Below are 17,948 nucleotides of genomic sequence, written 5' to 3' on the forward strand. Positions count from 1 at the left end.
ACCCGGCGCTCATCGGCTGCTGTCGGTCCTCGGGAAGAGACCCGCGGCAAAGGCCGCATCGCCGACGGTGACCACATCGCCGCCGACATCGGCGGCCTGGTCGATGTCGTCATAGGCCATCAGCGGCGAGGGCAGAACCAGATGCATCCGGTCACGCCGGTCTTCCAGCACCACGACTTCGCAGCCTTCGGGAACGTCCAGCCCGGCTTCGGCGAGGACAGCGGCCGGATTGGCCTTCAGCCGGTCGCGAAGGGCGGCGTCCCTGGCGGCACGGCGCAGCAGATCGGCCAGCATCCGGGTCACTTCACTCACGACCTGTCACCTTCCGCCCAGAGTGAATGTCACGCCGTCGGAGCCGAAAACCAACAGCATGTCGTCTCCAACGGGTGCAACGACCGGACCACCGACACCGCCGGCGACGGCATCGAGGGCATCATCCGCCAGATCGCCTCCGTCGGTATCCTGGGCGACCGGCGGAATGACCAGATGCACGCGATCCGGCGTATTTTCGACCACGACGAGGCTGACATCGGCCGGCAGGTCGATGCCATGGGCCGCCAGTGCCTGACGCGGATCGGTCCTGCACAGGGCGCGGAATTCCGCATCCCGCCAGGCATGGTCGATGATGTCGCCAATGCGCTTGCGCAATTCGTCCGTCACCTGATCGTGAGAGGCTGTGCCCTTGTCCATGTTCCCGCCGCGATGGGCCCTTTGTTGCGGAGCCCGCACGCGCCCGCTTTCGCATTCAACGCTATGATCGACCTGTTTGGTAAATCCCACCACTGCCTGGGTCAATGGCCGTTTATGCGACATGCAAGATATCATGCGCATTGACGTACGATGCCATGCCGGCTGTGGCCGGAAGGTCGCGCCTGTTGCGCGAAGCGTTGCGTTCGTCAGGCCATCGGTGGTGGTCTGACCCGCCTGACGTCCTTTTCAGGATGCAAGCTTCGGCGCCCCGGTATATAAGGCGAGATAACAAGCAGTCCAAGGGTAGAGGCTGGCGGAGGACTATCCGCCGTGCGGGATGGATCGGGGGCAGAGGCGTGACTCTGCGGCATAACGGGGCGGCACTTCCGTCTGAACCTAGAGATCGCGTTGCCGTGCTGTCGGAAGACATCGGCGAGGCGCGTCGCATTGCCGACTACCTTAAAACTTCAGGATTAATATCTGTCGCCCTGATCGCCAATCGCGCAAGTTGTGATCAGCTTGCCGAACGGCCGATGGATCTGGTGGTGCTGGACTGCGATGGTCGCACCGTCGACGGCCTGGCGCTCGGCCGGCGGATTCTTGCGCAGGGTCAGCCCGGTCTCGTGTTCGTCAGCAAGCGTGACGACGAGGTGGAGCGGGTGATCGGCCTCGACATGGGCGCCGACGACTTCCTGGTCCGCCCTTTCAGCCTGCGGGAGCTGACCGCCCGGGTCCGCGCGGTCCTGAGGCGTCGGCGCATGGTGCCCGAGACGATCGGCGCCGACATCCGCCATGTCCGCGGCTGGACCATAGACCTCACCCGCCGCGAGATCGCCGATCCGGATGGTGAGGTGGTGCGGCTGACCCGCGGGGAATTCGACCTGCTGGCCGCCATCGTTCAGGCGGGCGGTCGGCCCGTCACCCGGGAATATCTGCTGGAAGTGGTGTCGAAGCGGGCGGATGCGGTGTCCGACCGCACGGTGGTGACCCTGATCAGCCGCCTGCGCCGCAAGCTGGACCGCGGCGCTGGGGATCTGGACCTGATCCGCACCGAGCCGGGTGTCGGCTACCGGATTACCGCCGACTGACCCTGTCGGCCCATTCGCCATAAAGTTCCCTGCATACTGAATATGACACAGATCCCGCCGCGCCACGTGCTGTAAAGCACACCTCCTGTCCGGTGTGTCATGAAAAGGGCGTGGCGTGTCGCTGAGTATTGTGGTGTAGAGGAAGATGCGGCGGTTCAAGGCCCTATCTTTGCTTCATGCAATCGAAGCCGGTCGACCCTACATTCTCCTCATAGCCGAGGCGCACACGACCTGCTGATGTCAAGACATCGACCGTGGCGCTACAGATCGTCGAACCGGCCCGCGCGTCCCCCGATGCGCACCGCTCTTGCAACCAGATCATGCAATGGCTGGCCCATTCCCGGCGACGGTCCCCTGAAGGAGGAGCACCGAAACCATGTCCGCCATGAAGCATAGCCCCAAAGCCCTTGCCGCCGCCGCCGTCTGTGTTGCGGCCCTTGCCCTGGCTGCCTGCGGTAACTCGCCTGAACGCCGCGGTCTGACCGGTGCCGGCCTGGGTGCCGGTGCGGGTGCCGCGATCGGTGCCGCCACGGGCGGCAGCGTGCTTGGCGGCGCCCTGGTCGGCGGTGCGGCCGGTGGCCTGACCGGCGCGCTGACCGACAAGGACGACATCGACATCGGCGACTGATCGCCACACCGACGGTTCCCGTCGCAAAAATATCACGGGGCGGTACGGTCGACGTGACCGGCCGCCCTCCTCACATATCGGTCAGCTTTCGCACCCTGCGCGAGCCGCCTTTCCCGAAAGACGGAGGTCCATCCATGGAGGGACGCAACGACAGCTTTCTGGGCGACCTGTTCCGCATCATCGTCGCGGTGATCCTGCCGCCGCTGGGCGTGTTGCTGGAGGTTGGCCTGACCAAGCACTTCTGGATCAACATCCTGCTGACGCTGCTTGGCTGGCTGCCCGGCATCATCCATGCGGTGTGGGTCATCAGCCGTCGCTGAGGCCGCCCGTCATAAGGAAAGGCCCCGATCCTTGGCCGGATCGGGGCCTTTTTCATGCGGCGTTGTTGAAGGGCGCTGTCACCACTCCGGATCGGGAAGATCCAGATAGGCCGCACGCAAGGCCTCGGACCAGCGCTGGCGGATGGAAAGGAAATAGGGATCGGTCTCGTCGATCCGCCGCTCGAGGTCGTATTCGAAGGTGTCGGTGCGGATCACGGTCAGATCGATCGGCATGCCCACCGACAGATTGCTGCGCAAGGTGCTGTCCATCGAGATCATGGCCAGCTTGATCGCGTCGTGAATGCGGGTCTCCGGCCCCATCACCCGGTCGAGGATCGGCTTGCCGTATTTGTGCTCGCCGATCTGGAGGTAGTGGGTATCGCTCATCGCTTCGATGAAATTGCCGGCCGAATAGATCTGGAACAAACGGATCTCGCCGCCGCGGATCTGGCCGCCGAGCAGGAAGGTGACGTTGAAGGCGGTATCATGGGCTTCCAGCGCCGGGCCGTCGGCACGGTGGACGGCCCGGATCGACTCGCCGACGATCTCGGCTGCCGAAACCATGTCCGGGGCATCGTCCAGGTGGCGGCCGTCTTCCAGCCCGCGCCGCAGGCGATTGACCACCGCCTGCGTGATGGCGAGGTTGCCGGCAGCGGTCAGGCAGAGCACCGACTTGCCGGGGCGTCCCCAAAGCGTGGTCTTGCGATAGGTCGAGATGTTGTCGACGCCGGCATTGGTCCGGGTGTCGGAGAGCATCACCAGTCCGGCGCGCATCTTCAATCCGACGCAGTATGTCATGAGGGTGGGGATCCGTCTGAGGGGCGCGGTGTCGAAGGGGCGGGCTGTCGGAACCCGGCTTCGTCCCGCCTTCATTGTTGGGCCTGTTCCGTAACGTGGACGCGGACGGCGAGGTGTTCCTCGTCGCCGGCGATACGGATGCCGCGCACGGGCGCTGCATCCAGATAGTCGAGACCGTGGGCGAGGCGGATATAGGATCCGGTCGGGCTGATGCCGTTGGACGGATCGAAGCCGACCCAGCCCAACCCGTCCAGCCAGGCTTCCGCCCAGGCATGGCTGGCTTCGCTGCCGGGATTTTCGGCGTGGTCGTCGTCATTGGGCGAGAGATAGCCGCTGACATAGCGGGCGGGAATGCCCAGCTCCCGCACCAGAGTGATGAAGACGTGCGCATGGTCCTGGCACACGCCGCGCCCGTGGGCCAGCGCCTCGGCGGCGGTGGTGCGGGCATCGGTGGCGCCCTTGACATAGGCCACGCGCCCCGCGGTCAGGCGCAGGACGGCATGCATGGCCGCCACCGCCCCTTCGGCCTCCAGCACCGGGCGGACCTCGTCGGCGATGGCCTTCAGCGCGTCATCGGCGGTGGTCAGCGGCGTTTCGCGCAGGAACACCTCGGGCGACAGCGTGTCGGGCAGGTCACTGCCGACGACCCCGGCGGTGTCGGTCGTCTCGACGATCCCGCGTACCGTCACCGCCAGCCGGTCGTGGTCGCGATCGAGGGTCAATTGATGGACGCGGTTGCCGAAACCGTCGGTGAGCGGCACCAGATGGGCAGTGGGCTCGACCTCGATCCGCCACGAGATCACACGCTGGGCCGCCAGGTCGGGCGGGGTAAGGCGCAGCGCCTGGATCGCATACCGGGCGGGCCGCCCATAGGTGTATATGGTCTGGTGCTCGACGGTCAGGCGCATGAATCCCTCGACGATATGGACGGGAGCGACGGGGTATACCCGCCGCAGATCCCGGTCAAGACAGATAGCAGCGCTGAATCTCGTCGCTGAGCCGCGCATTGCGCATGATGAAGTCTGTCAGGAACTCGTGCAAGCCGGCCTGAAAGATGTCCTCGGTCCGGCCATAGGTCAGCTGGGCGTGAAGCTGTCCGGCCTGACGGTGGCATTCGGCCCTGCGGCCGTAGAGCTTGGCCAGGTAGTCCAGCTGGGTATCGACCTCTCCCACGCAGGCGACCAGCGATCGCGGCATCTCGGGCCGCAGGATCAGGAACTCGGCCACCAGCCAGGGCCGGACATTGGTCCGGTACAGCCAGTGGAACGAGCGATGCGCCGAGACCGCCCGCAGGATCGACATCCACTGGTATTCGTCGACCGCGCCGCCGACGGTCTCTTCCGGCGGCAGCAGGATGTTGTATTTCACGTCCAGAATCCGGGCGGTGTTGTCGCCGCGTTCGACATAGGTGCCAAGCCGCACGAAGGCATAGGCGTCGTCACGGATCATGGTGCCGTAGGCGCTGCCCCGGAACAGGGTGACGCGCTCCTTGATCCAGTCCAGGAAGTTGCGCAGCTCCGTGCCGGTGATGGCGGACGGGTCGAGGCGGTTCATCTCCATCCAGGTGCTGTTGATGCTCTCCCACATTTCAGAGGTGAGGGCGGTGCGCACCGAACGGGCATTGCGGCGGGCGTTTTCGACACAGCTGCGGATGCTCGACGGGTTGTCGCGATCGAAGGCGATGTAGTCCACCACCCGGCGCTGATCGACGGCCTCCTCGCCATGGCGGGCCACGAAGCCGCCGGCGACACCGGCGCTGATCAGGGCCGACTTCCACTCGTCATAGCCGCCCTCAGCGGCGGATGAGGGCAGCAGGGCCATACGATGGGCGGCTTCGATGATACGGGCGAGATTTTCCGCCCGCTCCATATTGCGGGAGAGCCAGTAGATATTGTCGGCGGTACGGCTGAGCATCGAGGGGGTTCCCCGGGAAGATCGGTCGAGAGGGCCGCCGGAACGGCCCCTGCGGCAGGGCTGACGGCGGGCGCCGGGCGGCGCCTCAGCGGGCGAGCACCCAGGTGTCCTTGGTGCCGCCGCCCTGGCTGGAATTCACCACCAGAGAGCCCTTCTTCAGCGCCACGCGGGTCAGCCCGCCCGGCACCAGCGAGACGCCGTTGGCGCCGACCAGCAGGAAGGGCCTCAGGTCGACATGGCGCGGGGCCACCCCTTCCTCGACCAGGGTCGGGCAGGTCGACAGGGCCAGGGTCGGCTGGGCGATGAAGTCTTCCGGGTTCGCCTTGATCCGCTCGGCATAGGCCGCCTGTTCGGCGCGGGTCGATTTCGGGCCGACGAGCATGCCATAGCCGCCCGATCCGCGGACCTCCTTCACCACCAGCTCGTCCAGATGTTCCAGCACATAGCGGCAGTCGTCGTTCCGGCCGCACCAGCGGGTCGGCACGTTGTTGAGCAGCGGCTCCTCGCCCAGATAGAAGCGGATCATATCCGGCACGAAGGTATAGATCATCTTGTCGTCGGCGATGCCGGTGCCCACCGCATTGGCAAGCGTCACATTGCCTGCACGATAGGCGTCGATCAGCCCGGGCACGCCCAGCTGGCTGTCGGGCCGGAAGACCAGCGGGTCCAGGAAGGCGTCGTCGATGCGGCGGTAGATGATGTCGACCCGCTTCGGCCCCTCGGTCGTCCGCATGAAGACCTTGTTTTCCGAGACGAAGAGGTCGGGGCCCTCGACCAGTTCGACACCCATCTGGTCGGCCAGGAAGGTGTGCTCGTAATAGGCGCTGTTGTAGATGCCGGGCGTCAGGAGAACCACCGTCGGCTGGCCGGCGGCCATGTTCGGCGGCGCCACCGAGCAAAGCGTGTCGCGCAGGCTGGACGGGTAATGGTCGACCGGGCGGACCTGATGCGCCGACAGCAGATCGGGGAAGAGCCGCATCATCACGTCGCGGTTCTCCAGCATGTACGACACGCCCGAGGGCGTGCGGACATTGTCTTCCAGCACGAAGAAATCGTTCTCGTCGGTCCGCACCAGATCGATGCCGGCTATGTGGGTATAGACATTGCCGGGGACCTTGAGCCCCTGCATCTGCGGCAGATAGCCCACATTGCGCAGCACCAGATCCGGCGGAACGATGCCGGCTTTCAGGATGTCCTGGCCGTGATAGATGTCGGTCAGGAAGGCATTGAGCGCCCGGACGCGCTGGGCCAGACCGCGGGACAGCGTGGACCATTCCTCGCCGGTCACGATCCGTGGCACCAGGTCGAAGGGCAGGATGCGCTCCGGGTCGCCACCTTCGCCGTAGACCGCGAAGGTGATGCCGATCCGCCGGAACAGCACCTCGGCCTCGCGGCGCTTCAGTTGCAGGCGGTCATGCGGTGTCTGTGTCAACCAGGCTCTGATTTCCGCATAGGCAGCTCTGACGTCCTCCGGTGACCTGACTTCGTCCGGTGTGCAGGCTTCTTCGGGCGCATCGGTCCCCGCCGTCGCCCAGCCGTTCATCTCGTCGAAGATCCGGATGTCAGTCGTATTGCTCAAGAGAGCATCCTCCGCCGTGTTGACGTTCGACGGCATGACCAGCAAATGCCGTGCCATCGATCTGCGGCCGGATCTTCCCCGGAAACCGGCCGCTCCCCATCTGAATCCTGCCCATCTTTTCGGCAGAGAACAACAGTGCTGCGCAGCGCAGTGGCGTCGAAAGGGGGGTGGCCTGCGGAAACCGGGGCGGGAGCGGGCGGAAAACGAAGGCGGAAACCAAAACGGGCCCGGCGATGCCGGGCCCGATATGCGATGATCCGTTCGTGGACGATCAGTCGTCGGCCATGCCGGCCGGGATCTGCTTGCGGAGCGTCACCACATTGCGGCCGTCGATGCGGGCATAGTCCACCTGATCCATCATACTGCGGACCAGATGCACGCCCAGGCCGCCGATCGGGCGGTCTTCGATATCGCCCTCGAGCACCGGCGGCGGGGCCTCGGCGAAGGGGTCGAAGGCGGGGCCGTCATCGACGATCACGACGGTGACCGAGGCGCCGTCGCCCTCTCCGGCGGCAAGCCGCACCGTGATCGGCAGGCCGGTGGCGCCATCGGGAAAGCCATAGCTGATCACATTGGTGATCAGTTCGTCAGCCGCGAGCGAGATCTGGTACGAAACCGCCGGCGGCAGCGCATGCGCGTCGCAGAAGGTCTCGATCGCATCCGCAAGCCGGGTCAGTTCGCTCAGATCGGCCGCAAGGGCCAGTTCGGTCACTGCGGTCATGGCGCGGTTCCCTGATCCGGGGCGCGTGTGGCGCGGCCGGGCCCGCCGGCCGCGCGAGGGGTGAGCGATCAGGCGAAAGCCGCGATCGCCTCGTCCCGGCCCGGCAGGATCTGGAAGATCGCGCTGAAGCCGCTGATGTCGAAGACCTCGCGGATCTCGGGCCGCATGCCCGACAACACGACCTTGCCGCCGCTCGCCTTGGACCGCTTGGCGGCGATCAGCAGCACCCTGAGGCCGGCACTGCTGATATAGTCCAGCCCGGCAAGATCCACCGCCAGCCGGCCCGCGGAGGAGTCCAGCGCCGCCAGAACCTCGGCTTCGAAAGCCGGACAACTGGTGCCGTCCAGCCGGCCCTTCGGGCTGAGGACGACGACCGTTCCGATGGACTGACGCTCGATCTGCATCTTCGCTCCCGTCAACTTGAGCCCGGGGCCGCCGGTAGCCGTCAAGAACACTGACGCGCGGCCCCTGGAACCGTTCCGGATTCCATATCAGGTGGCAGCTCTTTGCCCAAGGGATTTTGTCCGGTCCCGACAGTATATGACAGTTGAATGACGTTGCGGGGTGAGGATTGCGGCAGGTGTGGCGGTGCGGCACACTCCGCAGCCTGCGGGGCCGGTGGTCTGGTCCCGATCTTCTGCGGCTCAGGTGGAATGCTGCTCGACGTTACCACGGCCCTGGCCGGGCTGGGCCTGTTCTTCCTCGGTGCCCGCACGCTGGGCGATGCCCTGAAACGCCTGGCGGGCCGCCGGGTCCGGGTGGCGGTCGCCCGCAGCACCGACGGCCCGCTGAAGGCGGCCGGCATGGGGCTGGTGATGGCGGCCGTCACCCAGTCCACCCAGGTCGCCACCTTCATTCTGGCGGGCATGATCCGCGCGGCGCTGATCCGGGCCGAACGGGCGATGATGGTCATGACCGGCGTCAATGTCGGGGTCTGCGGCCTGCTGTTCGTGGCGACCTTCGATGTCCGGATCGTGGTCTATGCCGTCATCGGCCTGTCGGGCATTGCGATGACCCGCGCCCGCTTCGCGCCCTGGCGGGACCAGTTCTCGGCCCTGTTCGGCGCCGGGCTGCTGCTGTTCGGGCTGGGCTTGCTCCGTCAGGGCACGGTGCCGATCGCCGGGCTGGAGATCGTGACCGGCACCATGGCGGCGATCAGCGGCCACGACATCCTGGTCTTCCTGGCGGCCGCTCTGCTGATCCTGGCGGTGCAGTCGTCGTCGGCCGTGGGCATGATCGGCATCTCGCTGGCCGGTGCCGGCCTGTTCGGGCCCGAACAGGCGATCGCGCTCGCCTTCGGTGCCAATTTCGGCACGGCGCTCAACATGGCGTTGCTGACCCGCGGCATGGCCGGCCGCGCCCGCCAGCTCGCCATGTTCCAGGTGCTGGTCAACCTTGTCGGCACGGCGGTGACCCTGCCGCTGCTGCTGGCGGAAAGCGCGGGGCTGATCGCCTTCGGTCCGATCGGCGTCATCGCGGCGCTGACCGGTGATGCGGGGCGCAGCGTCGCCTGGGCCTTTCTGCTGTTCAATCTGATCGGGGCCGGGCTGTCGGGGCTGCTGCTGCCCTGGATCGCGCCGGTTCTGGCACGGAGCTGGCCGGTGACGCGGGTGGAGGCCGATGCCCAGCCGGCGTTCCTGGAAGACGGCATGCTGCGTGACCCGGCCGGTGCGCTCGATCTGGCCATTCTGGAGCAGCGCCGGCTGGTCGCCCATCTGGCGCATCTGTCGGCGATTGCGGCCGATCCGGGGGATCCGGCGGCCGGCAGGGTGGCGATGGCCCAGCGGGTCGACGGGCTGTTGACCCTGCATGGGCGGATCGCCGAGGTGCTGCGGGATCTCGGCGCCGCCGACATCTCCGCTGCCGCCTATGAGCGGCTGGCCCGCGCGGTGGCCAATCATCAGCGTCTCGACGGGGTGATCCACACCTTCGCCGAGCTGGCCGGCATGCTCATCGATCGGCTGACCGATCCGGGGGTGATGGGGCGGGTCTCGCGCGGCATGCTGGACGGCATCGATGCCGTGGTGATGACGCTGGCCGAGGTGGCGCAGAGCGCCGATGCGGACGAGCGGATGCTGCTGCGGGCGATGACCGGCGATCGCGCCGAGACCATGGGGCGCATCCGCAGCAGCTATCTGGCGGCGGAAGAGGCGCTGGCACCGGCCGATCGCGGGCGCCTGCTGCTGGCAACCAATCTCTGCGAGCGGTTGTTCTGGATGCTGGGCAGCCTGGTGGAAGGGCTGGAGGCCGAGTTCGAGGCCGGCAGTGAGGATGGGGTGGCGCTGCCATTGCCCGAGGCGGCCTGAACGGGCCGGGACCTCCCGGCAGCTGTGTCTTCGGTGCCATGTCGTCGAAAATCGTCACCCCCCGGTGGATTGTCGGCATCGCCGGCAAGGCTCCGACGGTTATGCTGACCGCAACGGCATGTTCTTGTTTCAGGAAGGCGCACGGGCTCCATGCTCGATCTGCTCACCGATCCGCAGGTCATTCTCAGCTTCCTCACCCTCGCGGTGCTGGAGATCGTCCTCGGTATCGACAACCTTCTCTTCGTCCAGATCATTGCCGGACGGGTGGCCCCTGAACGGCGGGACACCGCCCGGCGGGTGGGGCTGGCGCTGGCCCTCGTCACCCGGCTGATTCTGCTGGCGGCCATCTCGTGGGTGGCCGGCCTGACTGCACCGCTGGTGGACATCCAGGGCTTCGCCCTGTCCTGGCGGGACGTGATCCTGATCGCCGGCGGCCTGTTCCTGCTTGCCAAGGCCACGACCGAGATCCACCACACGGTGGACGGCGATGAAGAACACGGGGCAGGGGAGCCGAAGATCCATCTCAGCCTCGCCGCTGCTGTGGTACAGATTGCCCTGCTCGACATCGTGTTTTCGCTCGACAGCGTGATCACGGCGGTCGGCATGGCGCAGCATCTGCCGGTCATGGTGGCCGCGGTGATCGCGGCCATGATCGTGATGATCGTGGCCGCCGCCCCGGTCGGCCGCTTCGTGGAGCGGCATCAGTCTGTGAAAATGCTCTGCCTCTCCTTCCTGCTTCTGGTGGGCGTGGCCTTGATCGCAGACGGGCTGCATTTCCATATACCGAAGGGCTATCTCTACTTCGCCATCGCCTTCTCGGCACTGGTCGAAGGTCTCAACATCCTGGCCAAGAGCCGCCGGCGTCGCCGCCGGGCCATGAGCAACGTCGCACCGTCGTGATCTTCGAAATACTGATCGTCTTCGCGCTGATCCTGCTGAATGCGGTTTTCGCGATGTCGGAAATGGCCCTGGTCTCCGCCCGCCGCCCGCGGCTGATGGAGCGGGCCTCGGCCGGTGACCGGTCGGCAGCCGCCGCATTGCGGCTCGCCGACGACCCGACCCGGTTCCTGTCCACCGTGCAGATCGGCATCACCCTCGTGGGCGTGCTGGCCGGTGCCTATTCCGGCGCCCCCCTCGCCGGGCCGCTGGCCGATATGCTGGCGACCATTCCGGGCTTCGAACCCCATGCGCGGCCGGTGGCCGTGGGCCTTGTCGTCGCCGGCGTCACCTATGTGTCGCTGGTGGTGGGAGAATTGATCCCGAAGCGGCTGGCGCTTGCCCATGCCACCACGATCGCCATGGCGGTGGCGCGGCCGATGTCGGTGCTGGCGGTGATCGCCACCCCGGCGATCTGGCTGCTGCGTGTGTCGACCGAAGGCGGGTTGATGCTGCTCAGGGTCGACACCGCCTCGGCCGAAGCGGTCACCGAGGACGAGATCCGGGCCATGGTTCGCGAAGGGGCGGACAGTGGTGCCATCGATCGTGCCGAACAGAACCTGATCGACAGCGTCTTTGCCCTCGACGACCGGCCGGTGCGCACCGTGATGACCCCGCGCCACGACGTCATCTGGCTGGATGCCGACCGGCCTTTCGGCGAACAGCTGGACCGGATCTCGGGCAGCGCGCGCTCTCGCTATCCGGTTGCCCGCGGCAGCCTGGACGAGCCGGTGGGCATCGTCGCCACGCGCGACATCCTGGACGTCGTGCTGGCCGGCGGCACCCCCGATATGGCGACGCTTGCCCGGCCGGTGCTGGTGGTGCATGAAGCGGTGCCGCTGTTGAAAATGATCGCCATGCTCCGTGATGAACGTGAGCCGATGGCCCTGGTGGTCGATGAGTATGGCGGTGTCGAGGGCGTGGTGACCGCCACCGACATCCTGTCGGCGATTGCGGGTGAGACCGCGCTGGGTTGGGATGATGACCGGCCTGCGGCGGTTGCGCGGCCCGAGGGCGGCTGGCTTGCCGATGGCCGCATGGCGATCGGCGAGGTGGAGCGCCTGCTCGACCGTCAGGACCTTCACGGCGAAGGAGACTACGCGACCCTCGCCGGTTTCCTGCTCTGGCATATGGAGCGGGTGCCGGTGGCCGGCGACGCCTTCGACTGGCAGGACATCCGCTTCGAAGTCGTCGATATGGACGGCCGCCGGATCGACAAGGTGCTGATCCGGCTGCGGCCTGTGGATGATGTGCTGCCGGGCGAGGGGATCTGAGCCGCAGGTGCCGGCTTAGCGCAGCACACCGCCGCGGAGATCGGGGGCCAGACGCCGGATGCCGGCATCGGCCTCCGCCATCGCGCGTTCCCCCTGATTGCCGTCGCAGGCGCGGTTGGCGCGATCCAGATGCTGACGCGCCGCGATGTAGTCGGCGACGCGACGATCCCGCCGCGGCGGATCGGCCACCAGCTTCGCCAGGGTCTGCACGGCCGATCGACATGAAGATCGTGTGGCGTCCTGGGCGCGGGCCTCGCCCGAAGGGAGTGCGGCCGCAAACACGCCTGCCATGAGACCGGCCAGGAAGATGCTGTGCAGACGGATCCGCCCGGGGCGGGCGGTACGAAGGCAGCGGATGGTCATCGCGAAGGCGCCTCGTCGATCAGGCGGGAGCACATGCACCGGGCAGGAGCGTAGATCGCGTCCCGATCAGGTGGGGAAAGGACATCTATGTTTCACTGTGCGCCTCTGTGCACCAGAAGGCCGTGGAACGATCCTTTCGCGTCGCAGTATCTCCATGCAGGGCTGTGCTGTAAACGGCGAAGTCCACGAAATCCGACGGCCGATATCGCAGGGCGGCGAATCGCCGCGTATCGCAAATCAGTCTCACCCGCGCTTGAAGCGACGCTTCCGGAATGATAGGCAAGAGCTGATAGGAATTCGCATTCGCACGTCGCCGGCGCATTGGGCCCGGCGGCCCGGATTCCGCCTGCCCCGCTTATCGACGAGACTGCCATGACCGACATGTTTCGCCGTCCCGCCCGTCATCGCCTGTTCGGCAGCATCGGCGGCGCTGCCGCGGCCCTTGCCCTGCTGGTCGCCGGTCCGGCGGCGTCCGCTGCAGAGGTCAACCTCTACTCGGCGCGCCAGGAACAGCTGATCCGCCCGATCCTCGACACCTTCACCGCCGAAACCGGCATCAAGGTGAACCTGCTCTCCGACAGCGGTGAAAAGCTGCTGGCGCGCATCCAGGCCGAGGGGGAGAACAGCCCCGCCGACATTCTGCTGACCGTCGACGTGGCGCGGCTGGAGCAGGCGAAGGAAGCAGGCATCTTCCAGCCCGTCTCGTCCAAGGTGCTGGAAGACGCGGTACCGGCGCATCTGCGTGACAGCGACAATGCCTGGTTCGGCCTGTCGAAGCGCGCGCGTGTGGTCGTCTACGCCAAGGATCGGGTGAAGCCCGAAGAGCTGTCGACCTACGAACAGCTCGCCGACCCGGTGTGGAAGGGGCGTCTCGCCATCCGCTCGTCGAGCAACACCTACAACCAGTCGCTGACCGCGGCCATGATCGTGGCCAACGGGCCCGAGAAGACCGAGGAATGGGCGAAGGGGCTGGTGGAGAATTTTGCCCGCAAGCCGCAGGGCGGCGACCGTGACCAGATTGGTGCGGTCGCCTCGGGCGAGGCCGATATCGCGGTGGTCAACACCTACTATCTGGGCGGCATGCTCGCCGGCAAGGACGAGGCCCAGAAGGCGGCTGCCGAGAAGGTGGCCGTGTTCTTCCCCAATCAGGACGGCCGCGGCACCCACGTCAACGTTTCGGGCGCCGGTGTGGTCAAGACCGCACCCAATCGTGAGGCGGCGGTCAAGCTGCTGGAATTCCTGGTCTCGGAAGAGGCTCAGAAGTTCTACGCCGAAGTGAACCAGGAGTTCCCGGTGCGGCCCGGCGTGCCGTCCTCGGCGATCATCCAGTCCTGGGGGCCGTTCAAGGAAGACACCGTGGCGATCACCCGCCTGGGTGAGCTGAACCGTCAGGCCGTGGAGATCATGGACCGCGCCGGCTGGCGCTGATCCACCAGGCAGCAACGTTTCGGAAAGGGGGCCGTGGCGGCAGTGTCGCGGCCCCCTTTCATCGTTTCAGGCCGGCAATACTTGATCCATCGCCGGGTGACGTGTACCCATCTTCGATCCCGGGGCTGCGGATGTGTCGCAGTCACGATCACGACATGCTCCACAGGCAGGACGCCTGGCACCCACGGCAGCTGACGGAGGCGTATCCGCCCCATGGCCACCATCTATGCAGGCAAGCCGGAGGACGAGCCGCCCGCGGCCGGCCGCGCCGCTGTAGCACCGGTCCTGCAGGCCCGTCGCGGCGGGCGGGGCGGGTTGGCCTGGCCGCTTGCGGCGATGCTGCTGGCGGCGCTGGTGGCGGTACCGGTGGTGGTGGTGCTGAGCGCCGGGCTCACCCCCGATCTCGCCGTCTGGTCCCATCTGATCGACACCGTGCTTGGCCGGTATCTGGTCAACACTCTCTGGCTGGCGCTTGGGGTCGGTGCCGGTACGCTGACGCTGGGTGTGGGCACGGCCTGGCTGGTGACCATGTGCCGCTTTCCCGGGCGGCGGAGTTTCGAATGGGCGCTGCTGCTGCCGATGGCGGTGCCGGCTTATGTCATCGCCTATACCTATTCCGGCCTGTTCGACTATTCCGGGCCGGTGCAGGAGACGTTGCGTCTCCTGATCGGCGCCACCAGCCGCCGCGACTATTGGTTTCCGCAGATCCGCAGCCTGGGCGGCGCCATCGTGGTGATGACGCTGGTGCTCTACCCTTACGTTTATCTGCTCGCCCGGGCGGCCTTTCTTGAACAATCGATGTGCGTGCTGGAGATCGGCCGCACGCTTGGCAATGGCCCCTGGTCCTGCTTCCGGCGTATCGCCCTGCCGCTGGCCCGTCCCGCGATCGTTACCGGCGTCAGCCTGGCGCTGATGGAGGTGCTGGCGGATTTCGGCACGGTCGATTATTTCGCCGTCGACACCTTCACCACCGGCATCTACCGTACCTGGTTCGGCCTGGGAGAGCGGGCCGCAGCGGCGCAGCTGGCTGCGGTGCTGCTTTCGGTGGTGCTGATCCTGGTGCTGCTGGAGCGGGCGAGCCGCGGCGAACGGCGCTTCCACCACACCTCGCGCCGCTATCGGCCGCTGCCGGGCTGGCAGCTCCGCGGCCTGCGCAAGGCGGGGGCCGTTGCGGCCTGCGCCCTGCCGATCCTGTGCGGCTTTCTGATCCCGGCCGCGGCGCTCGGCTGGTGGGCGCTGACCTCGCGGCTCGATTCCGGCAGCGGCTTTCCGCGCCTTGTGGTCACCAGCCTGCTGCTGGCGGCCGCAGCGGCGGTGATGGCGGTGGCGGCGGCCCTGATCGTCGCCTATGCCCGCAGGCTGGCCCCCGGTCGTGCCTCGGCATTGGCGGCGCGGGTGGCGGCCATGGGCTATGCCGTGCCGGGGGCGGTCATCGCGGTCGGGATCGTGGTCCCCCTGGCGGCGGCCGACGGGGTGATCATCGACATCGCCCGTGCCCTTGGTCTCGGCAATCCGGGCCTGGTTCTGACCGGCACGCTCGTCGGCCTGCTTTACGCCTATATGGTCCGCTTCCTGGCGGTGTCGCTGAACACGGTGGAGGCGAGCCTCGGCAAGGTGACGGCGTCGATGGATGATGCCGCGCGGGTCTTCGGCCTGGGACCCGGGGCGACGCTGGTCCGGGTTCATGCGCCGCTGGTTTCGGGCGGCCTGCTGACCGCGGCCCTGCTGGTCTTCGTCGATGTGCTGAAAGAATTGCCGGCGACCCTGATCCTCCGGCCCTTCGGCATCGGCACGCTGGCCATGCGCACCTATGAACTGGCCGGCGATGAACGCCTCGCCGATGCCTCTTTGCCCGCTCTCACCATCGTCGCTGCCGGCATCCTGCCGGTGATCCTGTTGTCCCGGGCGATCGCCCGGTCCCGTCCCGGTGCCCGGAATTGATGAACCCGTCTTCCACCACGCCTTCGCGACTGATCCTCGACGACATCGTCCATGCCTATGACGGGCGGGTGGCGGTCGACCATGTCTCGGTCGGTATTGCGGCGGGCGAAATCCTGTGCCTGCTGGGCCCGTCGGGCTGCGGCAAGACCACCTGTCTGCGGCTTGCGGCGGGGCTTGAAGACGTGCAGCACGGCCGGGTGATCATCGATGGCCGGACAGTGGCCGAGCCGGGCCGGGCGGTGAAACCCGAGGCCCGGGGAGTGGGGCTGGTCTTCCAGGACTATGCCCTGTTTCCACATCTGACCGTGCGCGACAATGTCGGCTTCGGCCTGAGACAGGCCGGCGCCGCCGAACGCCGCCGGCGGAGCGAGGCGCTGCTCGATCTGGTCGGGCTCGGCGGTCGGGGAGGGGACTACCCGCATATGATGTCCGGCGGCGAGCAGCAGCGCGTGGCCCTGGCCCGGGCGCTGGCGCCCGAGCCGCAGGTGATGCTGCTGGACGAACCGTTCTCGGGGCTCGACATCGCGCTGCGCGACCGGTTGTGCGCCGATACCCTGGCGGTGTTGCGCGAGGTGGGTGCCGCGGCCCTGATGGTGACCCATGATCCGGATGAAGCCCTGCGCATGGGCGACCGGATCGCGGTGATGAATGGCGGTCGGATCGTCCAGGCGGGACATGCCACAGAACTTTATCAGGCGCCGGCAACCCCCTTTGTTGCCAGACTTTTCGGCGAACTGAATGCCATCAGCCTGCGAGTTGCGGGCGGGCGGGTTTCAACGCCGCTCGGCCCGTTGCCGGCACCGGGCTTTGCTGATGGCGCAGCGGTGACGGTGATGATCCGGCCCGAGGCGCTGATCGAGGATGCGTCCGGGGTGATCGAGGCCGAGGTCGTCGAGGTCCGGGCGCTCGGGCCGGTGACGGCGCTGGGGATACGGGTTGCGGGCTGGCCCGGCCGGCTGGGGTTGCGGCTCGGCGGTGTGCCGCGCCATGGCCGGGGCGATCGTCTCAGGCTGACTCTCGACCTGGGCCAGACTTTCGTATTCGCAGCGGATGGGCGCTGACGGCTGCATTGCACAGCCCCCGTGCTTCTGCCATCATGCGCCGCACGATTAGGCAGTCCGGGGGACTGCGGAGGAGGGGTACCCGATGAGCATCGGTATTTGGCAGATCGTCCTGATCCTGGTTCTGGTCCTGATCCTGTTCGGGGCAGGCAAGCTGCCGCGGGTGATGGGCGACGTGGCCAAGGGCATCAAGAGCTTCAAGGCCGGCATGAAGGACGAGGAGACCGAGAACAACAGCTCGTCGTCTCAGGATCCGAAAGTGCTGAACAAGCCGCAGGATGCGCGCATGGCGGACGAGGTCCGTCGTGATGAGGTCAGCGGCCCGAAGGCCTGATCCGGTGACGCATTCGAGGAGCGGACGCAGGCTGCTGCGTTCGTCTGCGTGACTCCATGTTCGACATCGGCTGGGCGGAACTCGCCCTGGTGTTCGTCGTCGCCCTGATCGTGATCGGCCCGAAGGACCTGCCTGTCGCTTTGCGTGCGGCCGGCGTCTGGATGGGACGGCTGAGGCGGATGGCGCGCGAATTCCAGTCGAGCGTTGACGAGGTTCTGCGCGAATCCGAACTCAAGGAGTTGCGCGACCGGGCCGAGAAGGCGTCGCGCTTCGACATGGGCGAGGCGACCCGCAGGGCGATCGATCCCGATGGCGCGCTGGAGCGGGCGACATCTCCGGTTCGTCTGGATGATGACGCCCCGGCCGCGAAGCCCGCGGCTGCGGATGCGGCGACGCCTGCCGCGGCCCAGGCTGCCGCCCATCCGGCTCCTGCATCTCCGGCGCCCGCATCTTCGGCCCCCGCACCTGCGGCACCGACGGATGCCACGCCCGCCGCACCGGTCGGACCGAAACCGGCCGCGCCGGATGCGGTACCCGACGATGCCACCACCCCGAAGGCCTGACGCT

Annotated in this window: 20 protein-coding genes; 11 read left to right on the plus strand and 9 right to left on the minus strand. The window is 67.1% G+C overall.

Annotated features, from left to right (window positions below; translation table 11 throughout):
* Positions 1-9: 9 nt before the first annotated feature.
* Both CMO28_RS08110 and CMO28_RS08115 read right to left on the minus strand, forming a co-directional pair.
* Positions 10-312, minus strand: coding sequence for a hypothetical protein (locus CMO28_RS08110; protein ID WP_296712223.1), 303 nt, complete (start codon positions 310-312; stop codon positions 10-12).
* Positions 313-318: 6 nt separating this feature from the next.
* Positions 319-813 carry an NHLP leader peptide family RiPP precursor gene (locus CMO28_RS08115; protein ID WP_197465009.1) on the minus strand — a complete coding sequence of 165 codons (495 nt, stop codon included), beginning with the start codon at positions 811-813 and terminating at the stop codon, positions 319-321.
* A gap of 290 nt (positions 814-1,103) precedes the next feature.
* On the opposite strand from CMO28_RS08115, the gene CMO28_RS08120 reads away from it, so the two are divergent.
* The 3 genes from CMO28_RS08120 (at position 1,104) to CMO28_RS08130 (ending at position 2,726) form a co-directional block, all read left to right on the plus strand.
* Positions 1,104-1,778: a response regulator transcription factor gene (locus CMO28_RS08120; protein WP_296712228.1), complete on the plus strand. Its 675-nt coding sequence runs from the start codon at positions 1,104-1,106 to the stop codon at positions 1,776-1,778.
* A gap of 376 nt (positions 1,779-2,154) precedes the next feature.
* Positions 2,155-2,406, plus strand: coding sequence for a hypothetical protein (locus tag CMO28_RS08125; RefSeq protein ID WP_014745038.1), 252 nt, complete (start codon positions 2,155-2,157; stop codon positions 2,404-2,406).
* Between the two features lie 134 nt (positions 2,407-2,540).
* The gene (locus CMO28_RS08130; RefSeq protein WP_014745039.1) at positions 2,541-2,726 is read left to right on the plus strand and encodes a YqaE/Pmp3 family membrane protein; all 186 of its coding nucleotides are present in this window, start codon (positions 2,541-2,543) and stop codon (positions 2,724-2,726) included.
* 78 nt (positions 2,727-2,804) lie between these two features.
* Here CMO28_RS08130 and CMO28_RS08135 read toward each other — a convergent pair whose 3' ends face one another.
* The 6 genes from CMO28_RS08135 to CMO28_RS08160 form a co-directional block, all read right to left on the minus strand.
* Positions 2,805-3,524, minus strand: a complete 720-nt coding sequence (locus tag CMO28_RS08135; RefSeq protein WP_062761339.1) for a peptidase — start codon at positions 3,522-3,524, stop codon at positions 2,805-2,807.
* A gap of 71 nt (positions 3,525-3,595) precedes the next feature.
* Positions 3,596-4,432, minus strand: coding sequence for a transglutaminase family protein (locus CMO28_RS08140; RefSeq protein ID WP_014745041.1), 837 nt, complete (start codon positions 4,430-4,432; stop codon positions 3,596-3,598).
* Positions 4,433-4,487: 55 nt separating this feature from the next.
* Positions 4,488-5,438 (minus strand): alpha-E domain-containing protein, encoded by a 951-nt coding sequence (locus CMO28_RS08145; protein WP_296712232.1) that lies wholly within the window; start codon positions 5,436-5,438, stop codon positions 4,488-4,490.
* Positions 5,439-5,523: 85 nt separating this feature from the next.
* Positions 5,524-6,981, minus strand: a complete 1,458-nt coding sequence (locus CMO28_RS08150) for a circularly permuted type 2 ATP-grasp protein (RefSeq protein ID WP_062761356.1) — start codon at positions 6,979-6,981, stop codon at positions 5,524-5,526.
* 307 nt (positions 6,982-7,288) lie between these two features.
* Entirely contained in the window at positions 7,289-7,738 is a 450-nt protein-coding gene (locus CMO28_RS08155; RefSeq protein WP_062761336.1) for an ATP-binding protein, read from the minus strand.
* 68 nt (positions 7,739-7,806) lie between these two features.
* Positions 7,807-8,142, minus strand: coding sequence for an STAS domain-containing protein (locus CMO28_RS08160; protein ID WP_014745045.1), 336 nt, complete (start codon positions 8,140-8,142; stop codon positions 7,807-7,809).
* A gap of 249 nt (positions 8,143-8,391) precedes the next feature.
* On the opposite strand from CMO28_RS08160, the gene CMO28_RS08165 reads away from it, so the two are divergent.
* The 3 genes from CMO28_RS08165 to CMO28_RS08175 all read left to right on the plus strand — a co-directional run bounded on the left by CMO28_RS08165 (position 8,392) and on the right by CMO28_RS08175 (position 12,254).
* Positions 8,392-10,044 carry a Na/Pi cotransporter family protein gene (locus tag CMO28_RS08165; RefSeq protein WP_296712243.1) on the plus strand — a complete coding sequence of 551 codons (1,653 nt, stop codon included), beginning with the start codon at positions 8,392-8,394 and terminating at the stop codon, positions 10,042-10,044.
* Between the two features lie 150 nt (positions 10,045-10,194).
* Positions 10,195-10,944, plus strand: coding sequence for a TerC family protein (locus CMO28_RS08170; protein WP_014745047.1), 750 nt, complete (start codon positions 10,195-10,197; stop codon positions 10,942-10,944).
* Positions 10,941-12,254 (plus strand): hemolysin family protein, encoded by a 1,314-nt coding sequence (locus tag CMO28_RS08175; RefSeq protein WP_296712246.1) that lies wholly within the window; start codon positions 10,941-10,943, stop codon positions 12,252-12,254. The genes CMO28_RS08170 and CMO28_RS08175 overlap by 4 nt, the downstream gene beginning before the upstream one ends.
* A 15-nt stretch (positions 12,255-12,269) precedes the next feature.
* On the opposite strand, the gene CMO28_RS08180 is transcribed toward CMO28_RS08175, so the two are convergent.
* A complete protein-coding gene (locus CMO28_RS08180) occupies positions 12,270-12,617 on the minus strand; it encodes a hypothetical protein (RefSeq protein WP_296712249.1) in 348 nt (115 codons plus the stop codon).
* A gap of 372 nt (positions 12,618-12,989) precedes the next feature.
* Here CMO28_RS08180 and CMO28_RS08185 point away from each other — a divergent pair, with 372 nt between their 5' ends.
* The 5 genes from CMO28_RS08185 to tatB all read left to right on the plus strand — a co-directional run bounded on the left by CMO28_RS08185 (position 12,990) and on the right by tatB (position 17,944).
* Positions 12,990-14,045 carry a Fe(3+) ABC transporter substrate-binding protein gene (locus CMO28_RS08185; RefSeq protein ID WP_296712252.1) on the plus strand — a complete coding sequence of 352 codons (1,056 nt, stop codon included), beginning with the start codon at positions 12,990-12,992 and terminating at the stop codon, positions 14,043-14,045.
* A gap of 213 nt (positions 14,046-14,258) precedes the next feature.
* Positions 14,259-15,986, plus strand: a complete 1,728-nt coding sequence (locus CMO28_RS08190; RefSeq protein WP_296712253.1) for an ABC transporter permease — start codon at positions 14,259-14,261, stop codon at positions 15,984-15,986.
* Positions 15,986-17,047: an ABC transporter ATP-binding protein gene (locus CMO28_RS08195; protein WP_296712255.1), complete on the plus strand. Its 1,062-nt coding sequence runs from the start codon at positions 15,986-15,988 to the stop codon at positions 17,045-17,047. Before CMO28_RS08190 ends, CMO28_RS08195 begins: the two co-directional genes overlap by 1 nt.
* Before the next feature lie 85 nt (positions 17,048-17,132).
* A complete protein-coding gene (gene tatA, locus CMO28_RS08200; RefSeq protein WP_014745053.1) occupies positions 17,133-17,381 on the plus strand; it encodes a twin-arginine translocase TatA/TatE family subunit in 249 nt (82 codons plus the stop codon).
* Between the two features lie 56 nt (positions 17,382-17,437).
* Entirely contained in the window at positions 17,438-17,944 is a 507-nt protein-coding gene (gene tatB, locus CMO28_RS08205) for a Sec-independent protein translocase protein TatB (RefSeq protein WP_296712261.1), read from the plus strand.
* Positions 17,945-17,948 lie beyond the last annotated feature (4 nt).

The sequence above is a fragment of the Tistrella sp. genome, assembly GCF_002684955.1.
GTDB lineage: Bacteria > Pseudomonadota > Alphaproteobacteria > Tistrellales > Tistrellaceae > Tistrella > Tistrella mobilis.